Source organism: Paraburkholderia oxyphila NBRC 105797, assembly GCF_000685075.1.
Classification (GTDB): Bacteria; Pseudomonadota; Gammaproteobacteria; order Burkholderiales; family Burkholderiaceae; genus Paraburkholderia; species Paraburkholderia oxyphila.
Map to the genome: position 1 here is coordinate 1 of NZ_BAYD01000042.1, position 26,331 is coordinate 26,331.

General features: G+C 60.1%; 27 protein-coding genes. 16 read left to right on the forward strand and 11 right to left on the reverse strand.

All coding sequences use genetic code 11. The features are described from left to right. Positions 1 to 234 precede the first annotated feature (234 nt). Positions 235 to 1,023 (reverse strand): acyl-ACP--UDP-N-acetylglucosamine O-acyltransferase, encoded by a 789-nt coding sequence (lpxA, locus tag BO1_RS24295; RefSeq protein WP_028219774.1) that lies wholly within the window; start codon positions 1,021 to 1,023, stop codon positions 235 to 237. A gap of 902 nt (positions 1,024 to 1,925) precedes the next feature. On the opposite strand from lpxA, the gene BO1_RS24300 reads away from it, so the two are divergent. Next, entirely contained in the window at positions 1,926 to 2,447 is a 522-nt protein-coding gene (locus BO1_RS24300) for a hypothetical protein (RefSeq protein WP_156992379.1), read from the forward strand. 174 nt (positions 2,448 to 2,621) lie between these two features. After that, positions 2,622 to 3,941, forward strand: a complete 1,320-nt coding sequence (locus tag BO1_RS52545; RefSeq protein ID WP_167338384.1) for an MFS transporter — start codon at positions 2,622 to 2,624, stop codon at positions 3,939 to 3,941. A 93-nt stretch (positions 3,942 to 4,034) separates the two neighbouring features. Here the strand turns inward: BO1_RS52545 and BO1_RS52550 are convergent, their stop codons facing one another. The 3 genes from BO1_RS52550 to BO1_RS61315 all read right to left on the reverse strand — a co-directional run bounded on the left by BO1_RS52550 (position 4,035) and on the right by BO1_RS61315 (position 6,338). Beyond that, positions 4,035 to 5,219: an MFS transporter gene (locus BO1_RS52550; RefSeq protein WP_156992380.1), complete on the reverse strand. Its 1,185-nt coding sequence runs from the start codon at positions 5,217 to 5,219 to the stop codon at positions 4,035 to 4,037. After that, a complete protein-coding gene (locus tag BO1_RS24315) occupies positions 5,216 to 5,926 on the reverse strand; it encodes an iron-containing redox enzyme family protein (protein ID WP_156992381.1) in 711 nt (236 codons plus the stop codon). The genes BO1_RS52550 and BO1_RS24315 overlap by 4 nt, the downstream gene beginning before the upstream one ends. A 97-nt stretch (positions 5,927 to 6,023) precedes the next feature. Next, positions 6,024 to 6,338, reverse strand: coding sequence for a hypothetical protein (locus BO1_RS61315; protein WP_245643898.1), 315 nt, complete (start codon positions 6,336 to 6,338; stop codon positions 6,024 to 6,026). Here BO1_RS61315 and BO1_RS24320 point away from each other — a divergent pair. Further along, complete coding sequence (locus BO1_RS24320) at positions 6,226 to 7,110, forward strand: helix-turn-helix domain-containing protein (protein ID WP_245643897.1); 885 nt, start codon at positions 6,226 to 6,228, stop codon at positions 7,108 to 7,110. The two genes, BO1_RS61315 and BO1_RS24320, sit on opposite strands and share 113 nt — an antisense overlap. A 312-nt stretch (positions 7,111 to 7,422) precedes the next feature. On the opposite strand, the gene BO1_RS24325 is transcribed toward BO1_RS24320, so the two are convergent. Then, on the reverse strand, positions 7,423 to 7,752 hold the full coding sequence (locus tag BO1_RS24325) for a hypothetical protein (protein ID WP_028219778.1): 330 nt from the start codon (positions 7,750 to 7,752) through the stop codon (positions 7,423 to 7,425). A gap of 89 nt (positions 7,753 to 7,841) precedes the next feature. Here BO1_RS24325 and BO1_RS52555 point away from each other — a divergent pair, with 89 nt between their 5' ends. Further along, positions 7,842 to 8,753, forward strand: a complete 912-nt coding sequence (locus tag BO1_RS52555) for a LysR family transcriptional regulator (RefSeq protein WP_052409585.1) — start codon at positions 7,842 to 7,844, stop codon at positions 8,751 to 8,753. Positions 8,754 to 8,819: 66 nt separating this feature from the next. Continuing rightward, on the forward strand, positions 8,820 to 8,966 hold the full coding sequence (locus tag BO1_RS59395; protein ID WP_156992382.1) for a hypothetical protein: 147 nt from the start codon (positions 8,820 to 8,822) through the stop codon (positions 8,964 to 8,966). A 14-nt stretch (positions 8,967 to 8,980) separates the two neighbouring features. Here the strand turns inward: BO1_RS59395 and BO1_RS52560 are convergent, their stop codons facing one another. Next, a complete protein-coding gene (locus tag BO1_RS52560; RefSeq protein ID WP_043286255.1) occupies positions 8,981 to 9,892 on the reverse strand; it encodes a LysR family transcriptional regulator in 912 nt (303 codons plus the stop codon). A 332-nt stretch (positions 9,893 to 10,224) separates the two neighbouring features. Between BO1_RS52560 and BO1_RS24350 the strand changes: the two genes are divergently transcribed. Continuing rightward, positions 10,225 to 10,779, forward strand: coding sequence for a YybH family protein (locus BO1_RS24350; protein ID WP_245643895.1), 555 nt, complete (start codon positions 10,225 to 10,227; stop codon positions 10,777 to 10,779). A 59-nt stretch (positions 10,780 to 10,838) separates the two neighbouring features. Then, entirely contained in the window at positions 10,839 to 11,816 is a 978-nt protein-coding gene (locus BO1_RS24355; RefSeq protein ID WP_084688164.1) for a zinc-binding alcohol dehydrogenase family protein, read from the forward strand. Between the two features lie 75 nt (positions 11,817 to 11,891). Here the strand turns inward: BO1_RS24355 and BO1_RS24360 are convergent, their stop codons facing one another. Next, a complete protein-coding gene (locus BO1_RS24360) occupies positions 11,892 to 12,641 on the reverse strand; it encodes an SDR family oxidoreductase (protein WP_028219781.1) in 750 nt (249 codons plus the stop codon). 480 nt (positions 12,642 to 13,121) lie between these two features. Here BO1_RS24360 and BO1_RS57890 point away from each other — a divergent pair, with 480 nt between their 5' ends. The 4 genes from BO1_RS57890 (at position 13,122) to BO1_RS52570 (ending at position 16,778) form a co-directional block, all read left to right on the forward strand. Then, positions 13,122 to 13,679, forward strand: coding sequence for a cupin domain-containing protein (locus BO1_RS57890; protein WP_052409586.1), 558 nt, complete (start codon positions 13,122 to 13,124; stop codon positions 13,677 to 13,679). A gap of 555 nt (positions 13,680 to 14,234) precedes the next feature. Beyond that, positions 14,235 to 15,149: a LysR family transcriptional regulator gene (locus BO1_RS24370; protein WP_028219782.1), complete on the forward strand. Its 915-nt coding sequence runs from the start codon at positions 14,235 to 14,237 to the stop codon at positions 15,147 to 15,149. 292 nt (positions 15,150 to 15,441) lie between these two features. After that, positions 15,442 to 15,747, forward strand: a complete 306-nt coding sequence (locus BO1_RS24375) for a YciI family protein (protein ID WP_028219783.1) — start codon at positions 15,442 to 15,444, stop codon at positions 15,745 to 15,747. Positions 15,748 to 15,872: 125 nt separating this feature from the next. Further along, positions 15,873 to 16,778: an intradiol ring-cleavage dioxygenase gene (locus BO1_RS52570; RefSeq protein ID WP_043286257.1), complete on the forward strand. Its 906-nt coding sequence runs from the start codon at positions 15,873 to 15,875 to the stop codon at positions 16,776 to 16,778. An 81-nt stretch (positions 16,779 to 16,859) separates the two neighbouring features. Here the strand turns inward: BO1_RS52570 and BO1_RS52575 are convergent, their stop codons facing one another. Continuing rightward, positions 16,860 to 17,792, reverse strand: a complete 933-nt coding sequence (locus BO1_RS52575) for a LysR family transcriptional regulator (RefSeq protein WP_043286260.1) — start codon at positions 17,790 to 17,792, stop codon at positions 16,860 to 16,862. A 104-nt stretch (positions 17,793 to 17,896) separates the two neighbouring features. Between BO1_RS52575 and BO1_RS52580 the strand changes: the two genes are divergently transcribed. From BO1_RS52580 to BO1_RS52590, 5 genes are all read left to right on the forward strand, one after another. Further along, positions 17,897 to 18,334, forward strand: a complete 438-nt coding sequence (locus BO1_RS52580; protein ID WP_063744708.1) for a VOC family protein — start codon at positions 17,897 to 17,899, stop codon at positions 18,332 to 18,334. A gap of 3 nt (positions 18,335 to 18,337) precedes the next feature. Then, entirely contained in the window at positions 18,338 to 19,492 is a 1,155-nt protein-coding gene (locus BO1_RS52585; protein WP_043286263.1) for an alkene reductase, read from the forward strand. Positions 19,493 to 19,577: 85 nt separating this feature from the next. Beyond that, positions 19,578 to 20,291, forward strand: a complete 714-nt coding sequence (locus BO1_RS24400; RefSeq protein WP_028219784.1) for an SDR family oxidoreductase — start codon at positions 19,578 to 19,580, stop codon at positions 20,289 to 20,291. Positions 20,292 to 20,419: 128 nt separating this feature from the next. Further along, entirely contained in the window at positions 20,420 to 21,499 is a 1,080-nt protein-coding gene (locus BO1_RS24405) for an alpha/beta fold hydrolase (RefSeq protein WP_043286265.1), read from the forward strand. A gap of 169 nt (positions 21,500 to 21,668) precedes the next feature. Then, positions 21,669 to 22,595, forward strand: coding sequence for a LysR family transcriptional regulator (locus tag BO1_RS52590; RefSeq protein WP_043286266.1), 927 nt, complete (start codon positions 21,669 to 21,671; stop codon positions 22,593 to 22,595). Positions 22,596 to 22,653: 58 nt separating this feature from the next. Here BO1_RS52590 and BO1_RS24415 read toward each other — a convergent pair whose 3' ends face one another. The 3 genes from BO1_RS24415 to dctA form a co-directional block, all read right to left on the reverse strand. Beyond that, entirely contained in the window at positions 22,654 to 23,580 is a 927-nt protein-coding gene (locus BO1_RS24415) for a glutathione S-transferase family protein (protein ID WP_322788544.1), read from the reverse strand. A 65-nt stretch (positions 23,581 to 23,645) separates the two neighbouring features. After that, positions 23,646 to 24,422 carry a glutathione S-transferase family protein gene (locus BO1_RS24420; RefSeq protein ID WP_043286269.1) on the reverse strand — a complete coding sequence of 259 codons (777 nt, stop codon included), beginning with the start codon at positions 24,420 to 24,422 and terminating at the stop codon, positions 23,646 to 23,648. A gap of 274 nt (positions 24,423 to 24,696) precedes the next feature. Beyond that, positions 24,697 to 25,989 carry a C4-dicarboxylate transporter DctA gene (gene dctA, locus BO1_RS24425; protein ID WP_028219788.1) on the reverse strand — a complete coding sequence of 431 codons (1,293 nt, stop codon included), beginning with the start codon at positions 25,987 to 25,989 and terminating at the stop codon, positions 24,697 to 24,699. Positions 25,990 to 26,331: the final 342 nt, after the last annotated feature.

Below are 26,331 nucleotides of genomic sequence, written 5' to 3' on the forward strand. Positions count from 1 at the left end.
GGGTGCTGCCCGATGCAAATTGCATATCGTGTAGTTCGTGCATGTACGGCGGTGGTCGGCAGCACGCGACCCACATGGGACGGCCGATTTGCTTGATACCGGACATTCCGACGGATGAGGTGGACGGCCCGCATTTGCCCCATTTTTCGATGCCAACCGCATAATACGCCCCGTCGGCCTCCAACTTTTTTTGAAAATCAGGCGTTCAGTGGGTGTGTACTAGCCGTCCCTTCTTTACCGAATCAAACCGCGCGTCGAGCGATCAAGAAATTCGTAAAAAGGCTCGACCTCGGCGTGAGCCGCTGCAATGTCAGCAATCCCCGGCTTCGCTTCGTCGAGCGTCTTCCCGCTCCGGTATAGCAGCTTGTATGCATTCCGAATGGCTTGTATCGCTTCCTTGCTGAAGCCACGACGCTGTAACCCCGTGGTGTTCACTCCGACCGGTGAAGCGTGATTGCCCTGGGCAATAACAAACGGCGGCACATCCTGCGCGACGCCAGAACAACCTCCCACCATAACGTGTGATCCGATGATGCAGAATTGATGGACTGCACACATTCCCCCGATGATCACGTGGTCATCCACGATAACGTGGCCACCCAAGGTTGCATTGTTTGCGAGAATGCAATGGTTGCCAATGACGCAATCGTGGGCGACGTGGGCATTGACCATCAATAGGTTATCGTTTCCGATCCTGGTGATACCGCCGCCTTGGACTGTGCCACGATGGATCGTGACGCTTTCCCGGATTCTGTTGCGATCGCCTACCTCCACAACAGTCGGCTCCCCAGCGTACTTCAGGTCCTGGTTGTCTTCTCCGATGGAGGCGAATGGGTAGATTATGTTGTCGCGACCAATGCGAGTGTGTCCGCTTATGACGACGTGCGACCTGAGCACGGTGCCTTCGCCAATCTCGACGTTGCCGCCAATACAGCAGTAGGGACCAACGCGGACGCGAGCGCCGATGACGGCGCCTTCTTCAATAACTGCGGTCGGGTGGATAACGGTCGTTTCGTCGATCACAAATGTAGCCTATAAGGAATGCCAGCATTCGACTTTAGCTCAAATCGAATAGCCGGGCAGCAAGCTTCGAATCGCCTCTCGCGTCGATTATATGAGGCCTCGTTCGCGCTTGCCCCGAGCCTTGGACTTGCCATCGCCACCTGAAACCAACGGCGATTGTCGACGATCGCGGCGCATGTCCCGACCGGCTGAAATTGGCCGTTCGGCGCCCGACGACTGAACGTGATGATCGTCTCGGGCGTGCGCGTGATGCAAGTGGCATAACCCGACCCACAACTGCCCTTCGATCCCGCACGCCCTTAACGGCGGCTTCCAGGAGTCAAGCGGGCGTTCCTATGGCGATGCTTACGGGAGATGTATCGACCTAAACAGGCATTCCGGAATCGTAGTCGGAATTGCTGCTCAGGGCCAAACGGTCTGCCAGTCAACTTGCTATTGCCGCGGAGTGCAGAGACAGCAGATTGATATTCTTCGACTAATTCGTTGATACGGACAGTCGCTTCGGCGCGTAGCGAGGGCCCTCCCGAGGGTGTCCGAAATGCCGCTCCTCGCGTGTCGGTGCGTGGCATCTTGCCCGCAGGACCGCTCGGATACCTGAAATCCAACGGGAGGCGCAGACGCTACGCGGCGACGCGGACCAAACGCTCAGAACGTACGCCGCTCAAGTTGCTCAGATCACTGCGCAGGGTCCGGTCGATGATTGCAGATTGCACCTGTCACGCTTGTCACGCATGGGAAAGCGGGCTGCCGTATCGAATGACCCTCGCTCCCGCGTTGACGTCGAAGGTGGTCGCAATACGCTGGCGAAGTCGAGCGCTCAGGCGAGCGACTTGGTTGATCGAGTTCGCTGCCAGTCAAGTAATTGGTTCCCCCGTGTCCAAACGCACCTGATCCGGCTGGATATGATTTCAACCGATGCACCGCTAACCCAGCCGTGCATTGAACCTGAGAGCGTATTCCCGTCGATCGCGCAGGTACGGCAGATGGCATCTTCGCCAGTTTTCGATTCGGACACGCGTGACGTCTTGCGCCGCAACGAGTTCTACACGCCGTTCGACGATCTCACGATGTATAAGAGCGCCGTGCAGCTCGGGGAGGCCGACTTGCATCCGATCCTCGGCGGCGCGACACCAACCGACATCCGCTTCTTCGAAAATCGCACGGAGGGCCAAACGCCGGAAGCGCGACGCGCCGTCGAGTTATTGATCGATGTGCTTCACCGCCTCAAGAAGCGCGTTCTGATCCAGCCCGGCGATCTGCTCGGCTCGGCAAACAACGATTGCCTGCACAACAAGGACGTGGGTACCATTCGCGATGAAAAGGCGCTGAAGGAACGGTGGCTGATGAAGACCGTCAATGTCCGTTCGCTTCGCGATCATCACGCACACTTCGTCGAGGGGCGCCCGCGTATCGTGCAGGGCTAGACGCGTAGCCAGCGCCAGGGCGACATTCAGACTGCCGCCATTCGCCCTGGTCCCAATAGGCAGCGCGCCTTGCAAATGCCTTCACTCCCAATTTCCATGCTCGAATCTACACCCTCCACCCGTACAATCACAGACGCCAATTCATCGACGCATGCCTGGAAAGTGGCGCTGCTCATGGCAGCTGCCTCGATCGGATACTTCGTCGTGCAGCTTGATGTGTCGATCGTGAACCTCAGTCTGCCCGCCATGCAGGCGTACTACCGCGCCGACGTTTCAATGCTTCAATGGATCGTCAATGCCTATACACTCGCATTTTCCGTATTCCTGCTTTCATCCGGCGTCCTCGGCGACCGTTACGGAAGCAAGCACTTCTTGATTGTAGGGTATGCGCTCTTCTTCGCGGGTTCGCTCGCTTGTGGCTGCGCGCCCACCATCACCTTCATGCTTGGTGCTCGCTTCGTTCAGGGCATCGGCGCCGCGATCATCGTTCCCAATTCGCTGGCCGTCATCAACTGGTCATTTGCCAGCCGCAACGCACTGCGCCTCACGCTGCTGTCGGTATGGATGGCATTCGGCGGTGCGGCGCTGACATGCGGTCCGATCATCGGCGGAATCATCACGTCGTTTGCGAGTTGGCGTTATATCTTTCTCATCAATTTGCCAGTCTGTCTCGCAGGTATCGTACTCACTTCGCGATTCGTCGATGCGCCACCCAAATCCGCCGCGCGTGCGAACGACTGGGCTGGGCAAATTCTGCTTCTCATCGCGTCCACAGGCCTGCTCATACTGATCATCAACTACGCTGCCCTTTCCGCGTTTGCAGTTTGCTCGCTTGGCGTTACGACCGTTGCCGGCCTTGTGTGGTTTATGCGCACGGAGAAGCGCGTCCGCCATCCTGCCATCCCGCTTTCCTTGTTTGCCGATCGCGGGCTTCAGCGCGCGCTGGCGCTGGGCGTGGTCGTCAATTTTCTATATTTCGGCATCGTGTTCTTCACGAGCCTCTATTTTCGTGACGCCCTCAGGATGAGCGCGCTGCAGGCAGGACTTGCGTTCATTCCGGTCACGCTACCGCTGATCGTCTCGAACATTGCGAGCGGGAAGTTGAGCCGGCGCGGCGGTCCCGAACGTTCGATTCTCACCGGCCTCGGGCTGCTGATTCCCGGGACGCTGCTGCTCGCGCTGCCGGCCATGCGTCATGCGTATTGGCCGATGCTGCCCGCCTTCACGCTCATTTCACTCGGTGTCGGGCTGATCACGCCAATGATCACCGCAACCGCGTTGCAGACGATCGGGCCGGAGCGCGGAGGCATGATTTCCGCGGTCGTCAACTTCTCGCGCCAGATCGCGGGTGCTTTCGGCGTCGCCGTCTTCGGGCTTTTTATCGCGCACGGGAGCACGAGCGCGTCATGGTCGGATTTCGGTGTCGCACTGATCGCGAGCGCGGGCGCGCTCCTGCTCTGCGCGTGCGCATTCCTGCGCCGTACGCGCCCGTGAAGGACGAGCGTCGCAAGGCAGGCGGCACACACCGTCCGTCGTTGACCGGGCGTCGCGATCGTTCGCCGCGCGCGATGCCCGCCCGTCAGTCGATCACGCCATGCGCGATGTGCTTGTGCGCAAGCGCGCCGCGCACAGGCACAAGGCGTTCACAACAAACGCCACCAGCGTCAGGCAACCGAACAGCGTCATTGACGCCGCGATGCCGATTATCGCGCTCACGAGCGGTCCCGCGAAGCTCGCCAGCGCGAACGCGCCGAAGTACGCGCTGAAAACGGCTGCCGGGCGCGCCGGCGCAGTGTGTGCGGCCAGTGCGGGTAATTTGCCGGCAGCAGCACCGAACGCTAACCCCGTGAGCGTAGCAAACAGCAGGAACAGCGCCGGCAACTTCAGGACCACGTCCGCGATGGCGGCCAGATAGCCGCCCACGGCAATTCCGAGCACGATGCACCATGTCGCGCGAGGTGAGCGAAAATCGGATAGCGCGCCGCCCATGAATCGGCCGATGCCGTTTGCGAGCGAGATCGCCGCCGTTCCAGCGACGCCGATCCATGCGCCGTGCCCATAGAGGCCGGCGAGGCGGCCGATGGCGGCGAACGACGCTGAACCGAATGGCACGGACGCAAACAGCAGGCAGATATTCCAGACCACGGCCCGCAACATCGACGGGTCCGCCCGCAAGGATACGTTGCCATTCACTGCAGCCGGCTTCTGCGGATCGGAGCGCAGCGCGAACAATGCGATGACACCCAGCGCACACCAAACCGCCGTCGTGGTGCCGAGCGCGACACGCCAGGACTGCGCTCGCGCGAGCCACAGAAAGAGCGGGACGCTGAGCGTCGCGGAAAAGCAATAGACAGCAAGGAGCGCACCGGAAAAGCGGCCCCGCGCGCGCGGGGCGGCACGGCGGATGATTTCCACGCTCGCCGGCGTGGACAGGCCGCCTCCTACGCCGAGCGCCACGCAGGCATAGCAGAGCGCGAACAGCCAGGGCGAACCGCTGCTCAATCCCGCGAGCGAGCCGCACGCGAAGCAGATGCCGGCCCACCGCAGCACACGCTCCGGCGGGTATCGCGCAACGAGACGGCCACCCGCAAGAACGGCCGGAAACAAGGTCAGTGGTGTCAGCGAAAACATCAGGTCGAGCGACGCGATCGACCAGCCGGTTTCGCGTTGAATAACGGGCGCCATACCGCCCCATGCATACACCATTCCGAACATCAGCTGAAACGGAATGAGACATGCGAACGTCGTCCAACCCGACAATTGTCCCTTCAACTCGCTCTCTCCGTAGGACGCAGTGCAGGTCCAATGTCATCGAACAGCCCGATTGACAGCTGCACGCCGCGCAGAAGGCCCGCGTTGACGGCGTGTATCGAAGCGTTCGTGTCGCCTGATGCGACGAACCGCGCGAGAATCTCATCGAGCACGCGGCAGTGTTCGATATCGCATTCGCAATGCAGGTCGATCGTGCGCATATCGAGGAACCGCATTTCCTCGCCAGCGTGAGCAAGCAGTTCGCGCCAGAGGGCATACTCGCGGCTGACCCAGCCTTCGATCGAGGAGAACGCTGCCAACGTCACGGCATCGTTGCCGGCGCGCAGAATATGCTGATGCCCTTCGTAGAAGCGCCGCGAGATGTCGCGCGATTGCGCATCGAGTTCATGCGCGCGGCATGCATCGATCGCGTTGCGATAAGCCTGCGTGCGTCGCAGAGATTCAAGAAAGCGCCGATAAAGCTCGCCGTGGTGCAGCTCCCATCGCACCTCCTGGCTGGAAATAAAGCCCATCTCTTCGAGCAGATTATCGTAAATACGCTTTTTGGCTTCGAGGTCTGAAAGACTCGCAAAGAGCGCGCCCACGTAGCCGCCAAAGTCATAAACGAAATGCGCGTAGAGTTCGAAGAATTCAAATAGCGCAACAGAGTCAGATCGAATACACGAATTGACGGGACGGTCGATAATGAGTTGCTCGCGCAACGTCATCAAGGAGCGCGTAGTGGCGGAGAATTCCGCTTCCGAATCGGAGCGATCGATTGAAATCGGTAACGTGCTCAAGGAAGACTCCAGGGTGAATTTTATTTCAGATGGTGTAGCGCTGCGGTGCCCGGAGCATCATAGAAGCCTCCGGTAACCTTGACTTGTTTGCTACTGAACCAAATTTTTGACTGTCAATGAACCTTGGCATGGCATACAGCGAATCGAGCGTCGTTTCCTCATGGCCGCAAAAGGTCTTTTGCGCGCCCGCCGCGAACGGCGAATGGAATTCGCTATTGAGCAATATCATGCAGCCCGGCGACCTCACGATTGCCACACCATCGCACGGGCCAGGCACCGCGAGCACGGCGCGATTGCTGGGCGGCGGTATGATCGCCGATCTGCGCATGCCGGCGCTCAAAGTCGTGCATCGGGCCGAGCATGTGGCGCGCAGCCAGGAGCAGGAGGTGCTCGTCAATATCGTCAAAGACGGTGCGGGTGAACTGTCGCAGGCGAACACCCGGTTAAAGTTTCAGATTGGCGACATAACCTTTCGAAATGCTCACGAGCCCTCTAGCGTGGCGTTTTCCGGGGCGAGCGTCCACCTGATTGCGATTCGCGTGCCGCTTGCGCGCTGGCAGGGCTACTTTCCTTCGACGCTACGCGGCCCGGTTCTCGCACCGGCCTCGCACTCGCTCACGCGCGCCCTTAACGAGCTCGTGAGGCAAATGGAAAGCGGGCTTGCCGACTGCCATGTCTCGGCAGTCGCTGCGCTCGAACAATCTTTCGTGCTGATGCTGGGTGCCGCCTGCATGCAGTTTTACGTAGAAGCGGCCGGATTCGTAGCGCGTCCCGAAAGTGTCCGCTGGTGCCAGATCCACGACTATATCGACGCGCATTTGTCCGAGGCCACGTTGACGCCCGCAGATTGCGCGCTGGCGCTGCAGATTTCCGAACGCTATCTCTATCGCGTGCTCGCCCAGCACGGCGACCGCTTCTCGCGGATTCTCCAACGCAAGCGACTCGATGCCTGCGCAGAGCGGCTGCGCGATCCGAAATACGATCGCTACCAGATCGCCAGCATTGCCTACCAATGCGGATTCAAGGACCCTGCTCACTTCAGTCGGGTCTTTTCGAAACGTTTCGGCGTTAGCCCTCGCGCGTGGCGCGCTTACGAGGACCACACAATCTGAGCCCCATCTAAAGGCGGGCCTCGGAAATTTGACCTCACGCCCAGGTGAGCAAAGATGCGGCCCCAAAAGGCACCGTATAAGCCACATCTAAACGTCTGCGATCGGGTGGAAAGCGGCCCTTTTAGTATCTAACTGAGCGCCGACTCGAGCGGCAGTAACGGGTTCCGGTCCCACGGGTCATCAACGCGGCGTCAAATCGGTTGGCGACTTCTATCGTGCGACAAAGAGGCTAAACCGGGCTGTCAGGCCAGTCGCAACAGCTTTGTCGCACAGTCGCACAACTGTAGCGCCAGTCGCAATGACTCTGACGCCCTACGGCACGTCGATGGTGACCAGCAGATAGTCCTTGTGATCGAAAGGATCGGTATAGATCAGCATGTCCAGCGGATTGGCCCCATAGCCCAACTCGGCGATCGTATCCCCACGCACGTGCGCGCCGTCCTTCAACTCGGCGACGGCGATCTTTCGCGCCGATCCCCCAGGCTTGATGCTGAGCGCCGTCGCCGCGAGCCGGACAACGACGCCTTTGACCCGCGAATCGCCCGTACCGCCCCACGTTTCAATACCTCGACGAGCAATCCGGACGGCGAGCAGGTGGTGATCTGACTGAGGGGGCCGCGAACGAAGCGCCCCGAGGTTCACCGCCTTGCTGCGGGTTCATTGAGGCGGTACCCTGTATGCCGTCGTGCGGTGAGGACCGCGCCGTGAGGACCCGATAGAGCGAAGCGGTGATGAAGGATCTGAATTCCCTGCTGATTTTCTCGAAGGTCGTCGAGGCAAGCAGCTTTTCGGAAGCGGCCAAGCGTCTCAAGATGCCGGTTTCCTCCGTGAGCCGCCGTATCGCCGAACTCGAGAATCAGCTAGGCGTGCGCCTGCTCGAGCGTTCGACCCACCATCTGAGGCTCACCGACTTTGGCGCCGAGGTCTTCGAACTGGCGAGGCATGCCAGCGAGGTCAGCGAAGCGGTTGACAATGTCATTTCGAACCGGCTCCCTGAGGTGTCCGGCACCTTGCGGCTCTGTGCGCCGCCGAGCATCTCCGACTCTCTGATCGTTCCCGTCGTCGGCGCCTTTCAGCAGGCTTACCCCAACGTACGGGTCAAGGCCTTCATTACCGAACGCATCGTCGACCAGATCGCCGAGGACGTCGACATCGCCTTCAAGGTCGGCACCTACACCGACGCAACGCTCGCCGCGCGCACGCTGCTGACCTACCGCCATCAGGTGGTCGCGAGTCCGAAATATCTTGCGAAGTGCCGCCCTCCCCAAACGCCGGGAGATCTTCTCGAGCACCGGCTCTTCGCGTTCTCCTTCTGGAAACCGGACTATAGCTGGAGCTTCGTTCACGTCAACGGCCGGGAAACCGAAACGGTCTCCTTCCAGCCCGTGATCGCGATGAACGATTACACCGGCCTGATCGTGGCGCTGCTCGAAGGTTGCGGCATCGGCGAGTTGCCGCCCATCGTTCAGCCCGAACTCGTGCGCGAGAGGCGGCTTGTCGAAGTCATGCCGGACTGGCATCTACCGGTGTTCGACCTCACGATCGCCAACCTGCGCGACCGGTATCTGCCGCGGCAGGTCCGCATCTTCAGGGACTTCGCCTCGCAGATGGTGCCTGGCCTCTTCGCGTCGCTGCCGGTCTGAACGGCGAAAGCGAGGCCCTCCAGACGGAATCGGCACGTTGTCTAACGAATCGAATGAGGTGTCCCGATGCGACATGCCGATGCAGCGCCTCGATACCTGGGTGTGCTCCTGGCGCTCAACGTGACCTATCGGGTGGTCCGTTTGCTGAAGCAGGCGAAAAACCTCGATCACTACGACTACGGCACCCATTTCAATCCATTCATCATACGTTAGCTTACCGGAGCGTTTTACTCGGGGAGATCCGGAAACAATACCGGCGCCATTTGAATGGCAAATTCCTTGAAAAGCCTGCACGGCTTCGAAATGTGCCGGTTGCCCAGGTACAGAAGCGAAAGATCGAAGGTCTGCAGGTGCCAATGGGGCATCACCTCGACGAGCCTGCCCTCGCGAATCAGATCGGGCCGAACCACGGGAGGCAGTTCACCCATGCCGGAACTGGACAAGAGCATCGGCGCGAGGCCGGCAAAGTCGTTCATCTCGAAGAAGGGCTGAAACGTGAGCGTCTGCTTTTCGTGGCCCGTCTCGTGAACGAAGGACCAGGTGCAATCCGGTTTCCAGTGTGAGAACGCAAGCAGCCGGTGCCCGAGCAGATCCCGCGGCTTCTTTGGCGAGCCGAAACGCTCGAGATAAGCAGGGGTCGCCACCAGTCGATGCCGATAGGCCAGGAGGCGCCTTGCGACCAGCGACGAGTCGCGCAATGTGCCGAAGCGGAACACGAGGTCGACACCGTCCGCGATAGGTTCCACGTAGCGCTCGGTGACGAGCACCTGGAAACGCACGTTCGGATAGTGTTTCTGGAATTCGAGCACGAGCGGCATCAATAAGGTATCCGAAATGCTTGGCGGAGCCGAAAGACGCAAGACCCCGGACATGTCCGCGAGGTGATTGGAAACGACATACTCGATCGCTTCACCCAGTTCGACACTGCGCACGGCATGCTCGTACACCTCCCTGCCGAGTTCGGTGAGGGCGAGATTGCGCGTGGAGCGCTCAAGGAGGCGCACGCCCAGCGCCTGCTCGAACTCCGCGATGCGCCGGCTGACTGTGGAAACCGGCATGCCGAGCCGGCGTGCCGCCCCGGAAAGGCTGCCCGACTCGACCACCCTTGCGAAAATCACCAGCGAGTTCAGGTTCGCCATCGCTTTTCCATCTCTGGAAAGACCATTGTGCGCTGCTTCCCGAAAATACGGCAAGCAGGCGCGCCAAACGGCGGCCCGGCGGCAGACGCGTCGCGCCATGACACACCGATCTTCCCGGAAATGGAAAATGATTTCTCGCTTTGCCGGCTAGCGGAAAATCGTGGCTGCTATAACGTTCCCAACATGCGGCGAACGAACCTGGATCGAGGCCATGGCGAGCGAGTGGTTCGACAACGCGGCAATCGCCGGCAACGACCGCGAAAGGATCGGCCGCGGGAATGCCATGCGGCTGGTCAGGCTTTGAGCCTGCGGCGACGCTATCCGCAACAGTCATGGGTCGTTTCGAGAAGGAGGCCTGCGTCATGAAACACCGTGATCACATTGCCTGCAAGGCGGCATTCACGCTTGCCACATGGTTGGCGCTCGCTTTGTCGGCGCCGTTGGCAGTCTACGCGGAGGACGCGATTCCGTACTCGCCGGATCCGGCTGTGAGCGCCAAGCAACGCGAGGTCTACGACGTCGTGCATCGTTATGAAAGCGCCCTCAACGCGAAGGACACGGACACGATCGTCGGGCTGTTTGCCGAGGGCAGTGTCGCCGAATGGAACAACAAGCGCACCTACGCGACGCGTGATCAAAAGATTGCCGGCTACAACGCACTCTTCAGGAGTGCCAGTTTCTCCACCGTTTTCTCCTATGACGCGATCAACGTTTACGGCGATACCGCGGTCGTGCGCACGCACCATCATGTGGGCGCTGCCGTCATTGAAAACGGCAAGAAGGTAACCGACTATAACCGGGAGGTCTTCGTGCTTCGAAAGATCGATGGGACGTGGAAGATCGTTCTCTACACGTTCAACACGGACCCCAAACAGGGAGAGGGTTGAAGTCGAACTGGCCTGCGCACGGTCGTATATGCGCGCTCGAAGGCCGCCAGGGGGCATCTATGAAGACCATGAATGCAGCAGTGATCCACGAGCCGGGCGGGCCTGAAAAGCTCAAGCTCGAACAGCATCCGATACCGACACCGCAGCAAGGCCAGGTGCTGATCCGTGTCAAGGCGTTCGGGCTCAACCGGTCCGAGATGTTTACACGCCAGGGATTTTCTCCGAACGTCAGGTTTCCGCGCGTGCTCGGGATCGAGGCAGTCGGCATCGTGGAGGATGCGCCCGGCATGGAATTCGCGAAAGGCGATACCGTCGCCACCGCGATGGGCGGCATGGGACGGGACTTTGACGGCAGCTATGCGGAGTACGTCTGCGTCCCTGCCCATCAGGTGCAGAAGCTGGTTACCAGTCTGCCCTGGGAAACGCTCGGGGCCATGCCGGAAATGCTGCAGACCGCGTGGGGCTCGCTGTTCAAGGCGCTTGCGCTTCAAAAGCGCGATCGCCTGCTGATCCGGGGTGGAACGACCTCGGTCGGGCTCGCCGCCGCCGTGATCGCCAAAGCGCACGGGGCGTTCGTGATATCGACGACGCGCAACCCGCAGAAAGGCGACGCCTTGCGCATGAACGGTGCCGACCGTGTCGTCATCGACTCGGGCACGGTCGCGCCGGAAATCGGTGAAGTCTCGCCCGGCGGCGTCGACAAGGTGCTGGAACTCATCGGCACCACGACCTTGAAGGATTCGTTGCGCTGCGCCAAGCCGGGCGGCGTCGTGTGCATGACCGGCATCGTCGGCAATCAATGGGCTTTTGAAAACTTCAGCCCAATGGACGTGATACCCAGCACCGTACGACTGACGATCTACGACGGCGGAGTCGAGGAATTCATGGCGACTCCATACAATGAACTGCTGGATCAGGTAACGGCAGGAACGCTCCGTATCCCGGTCGGCAAGGTATTTCGACTCGCGGATATCGTGGAAGCCCATCGGTGCATGGACGAAAACAGAGCCGGCGGAAAGATCGTTGTGCTGCCATGACATGCGCCGACGCCGTCTCTGGAGAGAAACGCTCCCTCGCGGCGTCGGCTTTGCCCGCGATCGCATCCGCCGGGATTAGAGCTGGCTCATGCCGCCATCGGCAATGATTTCCGTACCGACAATGAAGGCCGATTCGGGTGACGACAGATGCAGCACGGTGGTGGCGATTTCTTCGGGCGTCCCGAAACGGCCGAGAGGAATCTGTTTCAGGATTTGCGCAGCCGTTGCCTCGAGCGTTGCGGCATCCATGCCGAGCTTGCCGTATAGCGGCGTCTGCACCGGCCCCGGGCTGACCACGTTCACGCGCACACCGCGCGGCAGCAGTTCCGACGACAAAGTTTTTGCGAGCGAAATCAGCGCAGCCTTGCTGGCCGCATAGACCGACGAACCCGGCATGCCGATGTGCGCGTTGATCGAGCCGTTGATCACGATCGATGCGCCCGGGTTCAGCAGGGGCAAGAGCGCCTGGATCTGGAAATAGGCGCCCTTCACGTTCGTGTTGAAGCTCAGATCCCAGAGCGCTTCGTCCACGTCCGTCAACGGGGCAAACTTTGCGGCGCCTGCGTTGATGAAAACGGCGTCGAGCTTGATGTTCGCGCTACCGATCGCTTCGGCCAGCTCGCGTGCCGCGGCGACCGAACCCGCGTCATTGCGAATGGCGATCGCGTTGGGGCCCAGCGCGCTCCGAGCTTCTTCGAGCGCCGCCGCGTCACGGCCGGTGACGACGACGCGTGCACCCTCGGCTGCGAAAGCCTTGGCTGCTGCCAATCCTATGCCGCTGCTACCGCCAGTGACGAGTACCGATTTATTGTGAAAGCGCGTCATGATCTTCTCCAGTGAGTTCGGTGAGATACCGTGATTCCATAGTGCGCCGGCACGGTTGAATTGCCGTACGACGTTCGCGACGAAGACGTTCGAAACGTTCGAACGTGTCTGCGGGCGAACGGCATCGCAGATTGAATGGAGGGTGTTAGATCAGACGCGCGTACAGCACTATCTTGCTGCACCAATGTATGAAAACCTTCGACCGGCAGGGTAATACTGGACCCCGCTACCGCGACGTCCAGCGTCCAGACCTGGAACGCTGGCAAACCCGGAGCACGGCGAGAGGGTCCGTGCCCTCTGGCGCGACTCGCCGCTTACGTCACCCATTCGACGTTTTCGAACGACCTGGTCACGAATTTCGAACGACAACCCTCCCAAAGTCGACCAACATTCATCACCGCCCCGCTTGCTCCGTTCTTGTTGTTCTTCCAGAAAAAACGTAGCTAGCGATCCAGCGCGTTGACAAAACAAGGATTCCTCATGATCACCGATAAATTTCAATATCTTGAACCTGATTTTTCTACGAAAAGTTCACTCACTTCCTTGAAGCAATACCTGAAGGACAGGATCGAATATTTTCATGGCATGCGTAGCGCTATCCGCTATGGTGTGGGCCTGGCTTTGGCAACGTCGATCATCGGAAGCGTCCATGCAGAGGATGCCACGATCCGGACGATCAAGCCCGGCTCGATCACGCTGACGCCACAGATGGCCGGGCCGTCTTCCGCCTATGTGGTCGGAGGTGCGCAGCAAGCCGGTCTTTATGTCATCACCGCGCTGTACCCCGCGGGCGTCAAGAGCAAACCCCATGTCCATCCCGATCAGCGAATCATGACCGTCATTTCCGGTACGTTCTATGCAGGCACCGGCGACAAATTCGACGAAAACAAAGTACAGGCGCTCGAGCCAGGCAGCATTCTGGTCATTCCCCCCAACACCCTTCATTGGGGCTGGGCGAAGGACGGTGACGTGGTCGTAGAGGAGGTCGGAATTGGCCCGACCGGAACGCATTTCCCGTCCACCGGCGCGGGTCAATAAACCGATCAGGCACAGAAGCAGAATTACACAGGAGACTGCAATCTTCAAATCCAGATGGCTATTGGCCGCCCTTCTCATTGGCGGCACGACTCAGGGCATTCAGGTTGCAAGATCGCAAACGGAGCCGCCCGCTATCGTCCGTACAGAGATTCTCAAGGCGCCGCGATAGCCCGCGAGGAGGAGAACGGGTTCGCCAGCGTGTCGATTCCCATCCGATCGACGGCGAAAGCGTGCGCTTACCAGCCGGGCGAAGACTCGTCAAAAGTACGCATACCGGGATAACTTGCATGATAAAAATCGCAGGTCCGATTGTCGTGCGACCGTTTCGAACATCTTGTTCGATGCGATCGCACGACAATCCGGTAACTTGCGGCTACGCTAAACCTGCAGCCTTTGTCGATCTGGTCCGGTATCAATGCGAAATCTGCCGATGGAACCTGAGCGGGGAACAGGGGCTGTTGCCACAAAGCAGGAACGTTCACCAGTAGAAAGGAATGCTACCGGTTTCGGTCGCTCCCATGCTTTGCCTGCTAGACGTCTGGATGCCGCAAGGTCATGGATCGACTGACTGAAATTGAATTGTTCGTACGCGTTGCGGAACTCGGGAGCATCACCAAAGCTGCCGAAAAACTGGAATTGTCGGTTTCCTCCGCCAGCCGCTACCTGATCGGCCTCGAGACGCGTCTTGGTGTTCGCCTCGTCGACCGCGGCACACGCGGCATCTATCTGACGCAAATTGGGCATGAGCACTTCGAGCGCTGCAAGCAATTGCTCGGGGCACTTCACGAGGCGGAATCGCTCGTCAGCGCAAGCGCGACGAGTCCAGGCGGCGTCCTGCGAATTGCCTCTACGGTATCGTTTGGCATGCGTCATATTGGGCCGATCCTGCCGGAATACACGCGTCGCTATCCGAAGGTGACGGTGCACGTCGAGGTCAACAATCGATACACGAGCCTGCTGGACAGCGACGTCGACCTCGCGGTCCGGACCCGGGAGTATGAAGCCGATTCAAGCATCACCATCAGGCGCCTGGCCGAGACCCGGCGTGTACTCGCCGCCTCACCCGCCTATCTGTCCCGCTACGGCATACCGCGTGACCCGGGAGACCTGGAAAACCATCAACTCCTGCTCTATAGCTACGCCAATCGCCCGGACGAGCTGCATTTCACACGCCGCGGCACCACGACGGTACTTCCAGTTAGCGGTGCGCTGAAAAGCAACGAAGGCCAGGTCATCCGGGCAGCTGCACTGCAAGGGTCCGGCATACTCGTGCAACCCAAGTACGTCATCTACGACGACATCCTCAGCGGACGGTTGGTACCCGTGCTCGACGCATGGGAATTGCCGCGATTGACCATCAATCTCGCCTACGCCAGTCGAAGGTTCGTACCCGCCAAAGTGCGCACGTTCATCGACTTCCTGATCGAACATTTCGAAAAAATGGAGTTCGAGCGCAAGTGGACAGAATGAGCAGGCTTCGGTTGTCGTTGATTCCGGATATGCGAGGCTACTTTAACAGCGATCCGGCAGGCAACGCTCCCGCGTAGCGGGAAGCACGTTTGCAGCCATGGCATGGCTACGCCGTCGGCACGTCCATATACTGGATCAACCGGTACGTGCCTGGTACTACGAAATCCGGCTCAACCGCTACGTGATAGCTCGATGTTGCCGCGCAATGTAGTCAGCCGCGGATTGAATCGACGTTTTCTCAATTGCCTGCCTTTTCCTTGAGGCGGGCCCCCAAAAGCATGGAGAGGCAAACATGTTGTTTCTGATTTACCGTAAGGACAAGCCCGGCAACCTTCAGGTCCGTCTCGACAACTACGCGGAACATCTCGCGTATCTGACGCATTTCGGACAGAAAATCCAGTTGGGTGGCCCGACCCTGGGACCAGGAACGGGAACGGGCGACAGCGACATGACGGGTAGCTTCCTGATCTTCGAAGCGGAGGACTGGAACGAGGTCGAAGCCTTCGTCGCAAACGATCCCTTTACCCAGGCAGGTCTGTTCTCGGCCACCATCATCGAACGCTGGAAGCACGGCAAGCATAACGACATGGTCAAGTAACCGCAGCCGGCAGCGGTAACGCGGCGCGCCGTGCAACGGCACGCCGCGGGCTCCGGCCGGATTGCACGGTTCAATCACCGGCACTCGCGCTTGAACCTGTTCGAACGAATATGAAGGAGACTGCAATGCGCAATCTGAACGAGGACAACATCACTGAGGCGGTAATCGCCCGTTTGGCGGACATGCCGGATAACCGGCTCAAAGGGATCTTCATCAACCTGATCCAGCATCTGCACGCATTCGCGCGCGAAACGGGGTTGACGGAGGAGGAATGGAAGAAAGGCATCGACTTCCTGACGGAAACGGGCCACAGGTGCACCGACATACGTCACGAATTCATCCTCCTGAGCGACACGCTTGGACTATCGCAACTCGTGGTCGCACAGAACCACCAGCGTTCGAGCAATGCAACCGAACAGACGGTATTCGGGCCGTTCTATATCCCGGGCGCTCCGGTCTTGCCGGCCCATGGCGCGGATATTGCCAACGACGCCGCCGGTGAACCGTGCTTTGTGTCGACGACCGTCAAAAGCACCACGGGCGAGCCGCTGGCAGGCGTGACGATCGATGTCTGGCAGGCTGACGCGGAAGGCTATTACGACGTTCAGGATCCCGATTGGTCGGACGAGAATATGTCGCTTCGCGCCCGCTTCGTGACCGACGAGTCTGGAACATTGACGTTCCGCACGGTCAAGCCGAGGCACTATCCGGTTCCCACGGATGGAACGGTGGGTCGAATGCTCGAGGCCATGCACCGACACCCCATGCGTCCCGCTCATATTCACTTCATGGCGCAGAAGGATGGCTACGACACGCTGATCACACACATCTTCCTTGATGGCGATCCGTATCTCGATTCGGATACGGTCTTCGGGGTTCGCTCGACTTGCATTGGCCAGTTCTCGCAGCATCCAGCGGGCACAGCACCCGACGGAACGGGAATAACGGTGCCTTTCCATACGATGACCTGCGAACTTCTGCTCGATCCGGCTAACGGTCCAAACGGGGCCCGGCTCGCCAGCATTGGGTGAAACCGCAACGCCACGTGCGGCCGAATTCGAAAGAGGCCGCACTGGCGATGCCCAACGCCTTTCCGGTCCAGGTTCGGCCCGCTATGCTTCGTCGGCCACGATGCGTGCAAACTCGTCCGCCGCGGCCGAAAAGCGCTGGGCGAGAAAATCCAGCAGCACCCTGACGCGCGGCGCCATGTAGTGACTGCGGGGATAAAGCGCATGCACTGGCGCATGGGGCGTGCGCCACTCCGGCAGCACCACCGCCAGGCGGCCGGCCTTCAGGTCGGCCCCGACGTCCCAGATCGACTTCATGACGAGGCCATACCCGTCCACGGCCCACTCGCGCGCCAGCGCGCCGTCGTTCGTCTCGCGGGCTTTCGCGAGCGGCACGGTGAACGTTTCGGTTTCCCCCTTGCGTCGGAAGCGCCACTCGTGGGCGGACGACGCGCCCGTACCCAGCACGATGAAATCGAATCGTTCGAGCTCGCCGGGATGCTGAGGTACGCCGTGCGAAGCAAGATAGGCCGGAGACGCGCACAGGAGGCGCCGGTTCGGCGCAAGCGGCTTCGCGATGAAAGAGCTATCGGGAGGGACACCAAAGCGTATCGCCAGGTCGATATTGTCCTGCAACAGATCCGAAAGCGAATCGGACAACACCATGGAAAAAAGGACGTCGGGATACTCCGCACTGAAGGCGTCGAGCCATCCCTTCAGGACATGCCGGCCAAAATCGGAGGTCGCGGAAATTCGCACCTTGCCGCGCACCACGCTGCGCCCGGCCTGTAGCGCGGCATGCGCGTCATCGAGCGCCTGCAGCGCCAGCTGGCAGTGCTCCAGATAGGTTCGCCCTTCTTCGGTCAGGCGCAACTTGCGCGTCGTCCGCTCGAAAAGCCGGGTATTCAGCGTCGTCTCCAGCCTCACGAGCCTCGCACTGGCCGCCGCGGGCGACAGTCCGAGCTTGCGCCCAGCCACCGACAGCCCGCCGAGGCTAGCCGCTTCGACAAAAAGACGGATGTCAGCAAGGCTCTCCACGATATTTCCATTGTTGTTGAAAATCCTTCAAAGGATAGCTCAATTATCAAACCGGGGATTCTTCAACAAAATGGCTGCACTCGTTCAGACCATGAGCAGAATCCATGCATCTCGACCACGCATCGATCGTCACGCGTGACCTCCACGGTACGCTGCGCTTCTTCCGGGACGTCGCCGGACTGACCGAAGGACCGCGCCCGCCATTCGGCGTCGCCGGCCACTGGCTCTATGGCAACGGCCGGCCGCTCCTGCACATCGTGCTCGCGACGATACCCGCGCCGGACGGACTCTGCTCGCCCCGCATCGATCACGTCGCGTTTCGTGTCGACAGCCATGACGAATGGAAAAGGCTGATCGAGCGCCTGCACGCTACGGCTACGCACTACAACCTCGCCGAGGTACCGCACACCCAGCAACGCCAACTGTTTGTGCGCCTGAGTCCGAACGTCGCCGTCGAATTCGTGGCGCCGCTCGATTTTACGGATTGCCAACACGGAGAGTCGGACTCCCGTTCCGTGCGCTCTTCCCTTTCGGAGATTTAGTCCATGTCAAGCAGCACTTCCCCCCTCTTTCAGCCTGTTGTCGTGGCAGGCCATGCGCTCCCGCATCGCGTTGCACTTGCGCCGATGACCCGCGCACGCAGCACGCAACCCGGCGACGCAGCCAACGCGATGATGGCCCAGTACTACGCGCAGCGCGCATCGGCCGCGCTGATCGTCACCGAGGCGTCGCAGATCTCTCCGCAAGGCAAGGGCTATTCGTTCACGCCCGGCATCTATAGCACCGAACAGGTCGTGGGATGGCGCCTCGTTACGGACGCCGTTCACGCAAAGGGCGGCCGGATCTTCGTTCAGTTATGGCATGTTGGACGTATGTCGCATCCGGATTTCCATGATGGCGCGTTGCCCGTTGCGCCGTCCGCGATTCCGTTCGATGGTCAGATCTGGAAGGTCAACGCGACGACCGGCGTCGGCGAAATGGTGCAGTGCCCGACTCCGCGCGAACTGTCGGTCGATGAGATCCGCGCGATCGTGAACGACTTCCGGCGCGCCGCGCGCAACGCGATGGACGCGGGCTTCGATGGCGTGGAAATTCACGGTGCGAATGGTTATCTCGTCGACCAGTTCCTGCGCACCACGTCGAATACGCGGACCGACGAATACGGCGGTTCGCGTGCCAATCGCCTGCGCTTCCTGCGCGAAGTGGTCGACGCGGTTTCCGAAGAGATCGGCGCGGAGCGCACCGCCATCCGCCTCGCCCCGTTCCTGACCGCGCGCGGCATGGCATGCCCGGACATTCTGCCGACGATCCTCGAAGCCGCCGAATTCCTGCAGGCTCGCGGCGTCGCTTACGTGCACCTCGTCGAAGCCGACTGGGACGACGCGCCGGAATTCACCGAGACGTTCCGCGAGTCGCTCCGTGCCCGCTTCGCGCGGCCGATCGTCGTCGCAGGCAACTACGACCGTGCGAAGGCAGAATGGGTGCTGTCGAAGGGTTACGCCGACGTGGTCGCATTCGGTCGCCCCTTCGTGGCAAATCCGGATTTCCCGCGTCGCCTCGCCGAAGGCCTGCCGCTGGCCAGCTTCGACGGCAGCACGCTGTTTGGCGGTACGGACCGCGGCTATCTCGACTACCCCGCGTGGTCCGGCGCCGCAGCCTCGGCAAACGAAACGCTGGACACCGAAACGGTAGAAGCCTGAGCACCCATCGTCGAACGTTCCGCTGCTGGCGCGACACGAAGCGCGCCAGCGCGGTTCCCCTGCACTCCCCCTCTGGAGACTCAGCATGAGCAAACTCGAATCAGCCAAGGTACTCGTCGTCGGCGGAAGTTCCGGGATCGGCCTTGCAACGGCAAAGGCATTCGCGGAACAAGGCGCGCACGTCGTGATCGCATCGCGCAGCGCAGCGAAACTCGAAACCGCCGTCGCGCAGATTGCCGGCAAGGTCACGCACGTCGTGCTCGACACCACCGATGAGGCCGCGGTCGAAGCCTTCTTCGCGACGTCGGGTCAATTCGATCACGTCGTCATCTCGGCGGCACAGACGCCTGGCGGCCCGGCACGCAAGCTCCCGCTGCAGGACGCCTATACGGCCATGAACAGCAAGTTCTGGGGTGCTTACCGCGTCGCACGCCTCGTCGATATCGCGCCTGGCGGATCGCTGACGTTCGTCTCGGGCTTTCTCAGCGTGCGGCCGAGCGGCGGCTCCGTACTGCAAGGCGCAATCAATGCCGCGCTCGAAGCACTGGCGCGCGGCCTCGCGCTCGAACTGGCTCCCGTGCGGGTCAACACCGTTTCGCCGGGTCTCATCGCGACGCCGCTGTGGGACAAACTCGATGCGCAGGCACGCCAGACCATGTACGACGGTGCCGCAGCACGCTTGCCCGCGCGTCGTGTGGGTCAAGCCGAAGACGTTGCCAATGCCGTCGTTTATCTCGCAACGACACCGTTCGCAACCGGATCGACTGTTCTGGTCGATGGCGGCGGCGCGATCGCCTGATATGAAATTGCTGACCGCCTTTGCACGAGCGTGAACCCGCTCTGCTCGACAATGACAGCAGCACACGCCACCGGCGAGGCGTGCTGCTGTAAGCGGTCACATTCTCCCACCACGGATTTCATCCCCACATGAAAACGCTTCGCTTGCTTGCATCGCTGACTGTAGCGGCGACACTCACTGTCTCGTCTGTCGTTGCGCTCGACGCCTTCGCGCAAACAGCGACCTCTGCGTCTGCCCCGGCTGCCACCCAGGACGCTCCGGTCTATGGGGCCGAACTGCAGGGCTTCGACTACCCGTGGCCCGTCAAGTGGTTCAAGTTTCACTCGCAACGACAGGACGTGCAGATGGCCTACATGGACGTCCCGCCAGCGCCGCAGACCGCCAACGGTCGTACCGCCGTTCTGCTGCACGGCAAGAACTACTGCGCGGCCACCTGGGGGCCGACCATCGGCGCGCTGTCGAAAGCCGGCTATCGTGTGATTGCGATGGACCAGATCGGCTTCTGCAAATCGACCAAGCCGGACAACTATCAGTTCACGTTCCAGCAGCTCGCGGCCAATACGCACGACCTGCTTGCCTCGCTGGGTATCCAGAACGCGACGATCATCGGTCATTCGACGGGTGGCATGCTGGGCATCCGCTATGCGCTTCAGTACCCCGATCAGACCGAGCAACTCGTGCTCGTCGATCCGATCGGTCTCGAGGACTGGCGTGCGAAAGGCGTGCCGCCCGTATCGCTCGACCAGTGGTACGACCGTGAATTGCATACGTCGGCGGATCGTATCCGCAACTATGAACGGAACACCTATTTCGCGGGCCAATGGCGTCCCGACTACGAACCCTGGGTGCAAATGCTGGCCGGCATGTTCCGCGGCCCCAATCGCGCGCGCGTGGCGTGGGATTCCGCCGAACTCTACGACATGATCCTGACGCAACCGGTCTACTACGAACTTCCGCAGATCAAGGCACCCACCTTGCTGATCATCGGCGACAAGGACACCACCGCGATCGGGAAGGAGTTCGCACCGCCCGAGATCCGGCCGACACTCGGAAATTATCCGAAACTCGCGCATGAGGCCGTCGCAGCGATTCCGCACGCCAAGCTCGTGGAGTTTCCCGCATCGGGTCATGCGCCGCAGCTGCAGGAGACGGATGCCTTCAACGCCGCCTTGCTGCGTGGCATGGTGGAACTGCATAGCGCCAATTGAGTCGATCAGCCTTGCTCCCCGGTGCTCCCAGTTGACTCGTGTCCGCTCGCGTTGGAGACTAAGCTACTCTCTGACTTTGTCCCGATGCCTCGCTTTCCGTGTGCGCAGGTATCCGGGCAGGTTCCCGCCGGACCCGCCGACTGCCTCTCCCGGACAGGCTGACCGCCACATGAACATCAACACCGTCGACCTCAACCTTCTTAAAGCCTTTGACGCGATGATGCGCGAACGCGCCGTCACGCGTGCCGGTGCGAGTATCGGTCTGTCTCAGCCCGCGATGAGTCACGCCCTGACTCGTCTTCGCGATATCTTTAATGACGAGTTATTCGTCCGAACATCCCGCGGCATGGATCCCACCGCCCGGGCACTCGCGCTGGCGGTGCCGATTCAAGGTGCAATACAGGAACTGCGGACGGTACTCGAGTCGAACCTGCCATTCTCTCCGGCGACGGCGCACAGAACATTCTCCATCGGCATGACCGAGTACGCCGAAATCGCCCTCGTCGCGCAGCTTATCGCCACGGTGCGAGAGCAAGGAGAGCGAATCGATCTCCGCTTGCGCGGCGTGACAAAGGACCAGTACGTCTCCTTGCTCGACGACGGCATACTCGACATTTTCATTGGCCACCTCGACGAACGTCACAGGCGCCTGCACACCATTGCGCTGCTCGAAGATCCGCTGGTGCTGGTCGCGTCCCGAAACCACCCGATTCTCAGCAATCCGATAACCATCGACTCGTATGTCGCATGGCCTCACGTGCTGGTCTCACCAACCGGCGAAGCGCGTGGCCCCGTCGACTCGCTCCTGGCGAAAGAGGGTTTGAAGCGGCGTATTGCGACTACGGTAACCACATTTCTCGCCTTGCCACTCGCGCTGGAACAGAGTGATCTGATCGCGAGCATTCCAAGGCAGGTGGCATATCAATTGAGCGATCGCTACGATCTGGCAATCGGGCGGCTCCCCTTCGAGCATCTCGTCGAAAGCGGCATGGCGTGGCATGAGCGCTCGACCGAAGACACGGCTCACCTCTGGCTACGGCAAACCATACAGAGCATTGCGACGTTGGGTCCCGGCAAAAGGAAAAGCGACGAGTGACAACCCACTCCCCTGGGTATCATTCGTCGGTTGGCCTTCGGTCTTGCGAACAAACAGGTCAGCTGGCGTAGCTGAACGCAGCCAGGTCCGGACCCATGGGTATGATCCGGCTCGGGTTGAGCTTGGTATGACTGCGGAAATAGTGATTTCTTATGTGCTTGAAGTTGACCGTGCGGCCCACACCCGGCAACTCGAACAGCCTTTTAACGTAATCCGCCAGACGGGGATAATCGGCTATCCGGCGTATATTGCATTTGAAATGAAAATAATAGACGCAATCGAACCGGATTAAGGTTGGAAAGAGGCGCAAATCCGCTTCCGTCAGCGCATGTCCGCACAGGAAGTCCTGCGTCTCGAGCAGTTGCTCGATGCGATCGAGCGACAGAAATAGCGCGCTAACGGCCTCCTCGTACTTTTCCTGCGACGTGGCAAATCCTGCCCGGTAGACCCCGTTGTTGATCGTCGCGTACACCCACTCGTTGACTTCGTCGATCCTGGTACGCAAGTGCTCCGGGTAAAGATTCGTGTCCGGATAAGGCGAAAACGCATTGAATGAATCGTTCATGATACGGATGATTTCAGACGACTCGTTGTTGACGATCTCTCCCGTATGTTTGTCGAGAAGGACGGGTACCGTAGCCCTCCCGGTGTAGTCGCTTCGGACCCGGGAATAGATCTCGTGCAGGTGGGCCGCCTGAAAGACGGGATCCGGATCGCCCCCCTGAAACTCCACGAACGACCACCCGTTTCCCCCCGTCTCCGGTGCAACGGTCGACATGGAAATCACGCTCTCCAGTCCCTTGATGGCGCGCACCAAGATCGCTCTGTGCGCCCACGGGCACGCGTTCGAGACATAGAGGTGATATCTGCCTGCCTGCGCGCGATATTTCGCGGACGCCTCCGGACTCACCCACTCTCGAAACGCCGACTGTGGCCGCACGAACTCCCCGCTGGCGTGCTGGCGGTAGGCGTCGTCATTGCTCAACCACGATCCGTTAATTAGCATTCCCATGTTTTACCTGCCCTATTTCATTTGCCGCAGGGAACCCGTCAGGCAGCAGCGAAATGCAGCATCCTTTGATGCTCTTCGCGGATACCGGGATATTGCTGCGAAAGGAGTGCGCCCTCATAGAAGGCAATCGCATAGGAAGGCCGCGCCTTGACGCGCTCCATCCAGGCCTGAACGCCCGGTGCATTCTCCCAGAGGTACGCGTAACCCAGATCCTCCATGCGAATCAGCAGCGGAAGCACGCACAGATCCGCCAGCGTCAACTTGCCGTCAACGAGGTACGGCGCATCCTTGAGCACGGTCTCCATCCGCGCTGCGGTCTTGCGGATACTGTCCTCCGATTGATGCAGGCGCTCGATGCTGAAACCCTTTTCCTTGTTCATCTCGCCAAGAAACTTGTCGCGTACGGGCTTCGAGGCCGCCAGCGCCTTGAACTCCTCATCGCTCATGTCCTTGAAGTGCCGCGCGAACGCCGCGTTGTACGACGGGAACCGGACCGCCACCGTCGGCACCTCCTCGAAAAAACGCATCCACGCGCGCATGTTCGCCCGAGCCTTGTGATCGGCCGGCCGAAGCGGCGTTTGCGGATATTCCTCGTCGAGGTACTCCATGATGACCGACGAATCGATGATGGGAACCCCGTCGTGCACCAGCGTCGGCACCACGCCGTTCGGATTGAGCTTCAGATACTCGGGCGCCAGTTGCTCATTCTTGAACAGCTTCATGCGATGTTCGACAAAGTCCAAACCCTTCTCAGCCAGCGTCAGGCGTACCTTCTGGCTGCACGTCGATTGCATTGCGTTATAAAGTTCCAGCATTTTTCTCTCCTTCCTCTCCAGTGCCTTCGTATTTCGTGGGTAAATGCCGCAGTGTCTGCCGGCTTGTCGATCAATTTACGCGCCGACCGCGCAACTGACCAATGCAATGTTGACATGTTGAAAATCTACGCGGCGAATGGACACCACTGATTACTCCCCAAATAATTTTCGCAATCCGAATTGATCAACGCATCTTCCGGCCATGGATGCCTCTCCAGGCAGCGTAAACTATCCGGGTGTGCCGGATCGCTCAGGCACGAACAACGCCTGGCTCTCAGATCTGAATCATCGAGGTATCCGAGAAATGGGTCTTGTAGCGCTCCAGCGCCACATCGGAATCGAATTCCCCGACCATTTTCCCAACTACCACGGTCGCCACCACATTGCCGATCGCCGTGAGCGTAGCCCGCCCGATAGACATGAACCGCTCGACGCCGAGCAGCAGCGTCACCCCCTCCACCGGCACCACATGCGTTGCGGCTACGGTCGCGGCGAGCACCACGAACGCGCTGCCTGTGACGCCCGCCGACCCTTTCGAAGTGAGCACCAGAACGAAAAGAATGCCGATCTGTTGGGATAGCGAGAGATTGATCCCATACATCTGGGCTATGAACAGCACCGACATCGAGAGATAAAGCGCAGCACCGTCCTGATTGAACGAATAGCCCGTCGGCATCACAAGCCCCACGACGCGCTTCGAACAGCCGAGCGCTTCGAGTTTCATCATCAAGGTTGGAAGAACGGCCTCGCTTGCGGCCGTACCGATGACGAGGACAATTTCCTCCTTGCAGTACTTGAGCAGCAACCAGAGACTCAGGCCATTCATCCGTGCGATCAGGCCCAGCACCACGAAGACGAATACGATCATCGACAGATACAGGTAGGCCAGCAGCTTGCCCAGTTCGACCAGCGACCCGATCCCATATTTGCCCACGCTGAAGGCCATCGCACCGAAGGCCGCAACAGGCGCGTACTTCATGATGATCTTGATCGTGCCGAAAAAAACGAGTCCGAGCCGGTCGAAGAATTCCTCGATGGGCTTTCCTCTCTCGCCAAGCATGGATAGCGCACATCCCAGGAAAATCGAAAATATGATGATCTGAAGAAGGTCGCCGTTCGCGAAGGCTTTGACGGCGTTGTCCGGAAAAATTGCGACCAGCGTATCTGCCCACGAGATGGCCACGGGTTTGGACAGTCCCACGGCCGCAGTCTTCGAGAGCGAACCCACCGTGACTCCCACTCCGGGCCTAGTCAGGTTGGCGACCACCAGACCCATCACCAGCGCCAGACTGCTGACCAGCTCGAAGTAGATGAGCGCGGTCAGGCCGATGCGGCCCGCTTTGCGCAGGTCTCCCGCGCTGGAAATACCCGTAACGATAGTGATGAACACAATGGGCCCGATCACCATCTTGATCAAATGAACGAAGATATCGGCAAGCGGCTTGAGTCCCGTTGCGACGTCTGGATACAGATGCCCGACTACTATGCCGATCACGACAGCCGCGACCACCTGAAACGTTCGTCCTCTGTACCAATGCCGTTTCCAGCTGGATACGAGCTTCGACATGCCTGCCTCCACGTATTGAGTTTAATGGGCCCGATTCAGTCAGTGCGATCGCTCCTGCAATACGCCCGCCGCTCGACACCTCGAACTACGAAAGCACAAAGGTTATGCAATCGATTGCACTTTAGAACTCGAGCCAACGGTCGTCAAGTCGAAAAATCACGGACTGCAGTTCCGTCTACCCGCTCCGGCCGCGTGTGAATTCGACCGGCGCGCGAGCAATACGGAACGCTATCGGTGTGGCACCATTGGGTGTGGCACCATTGCGTACCTGGCGACGAACGAGGCGGATAGAACCCGCGCGTGCCCCTTACAAGGTGGGCACGCGGGAGGCTCTCCCCGTGC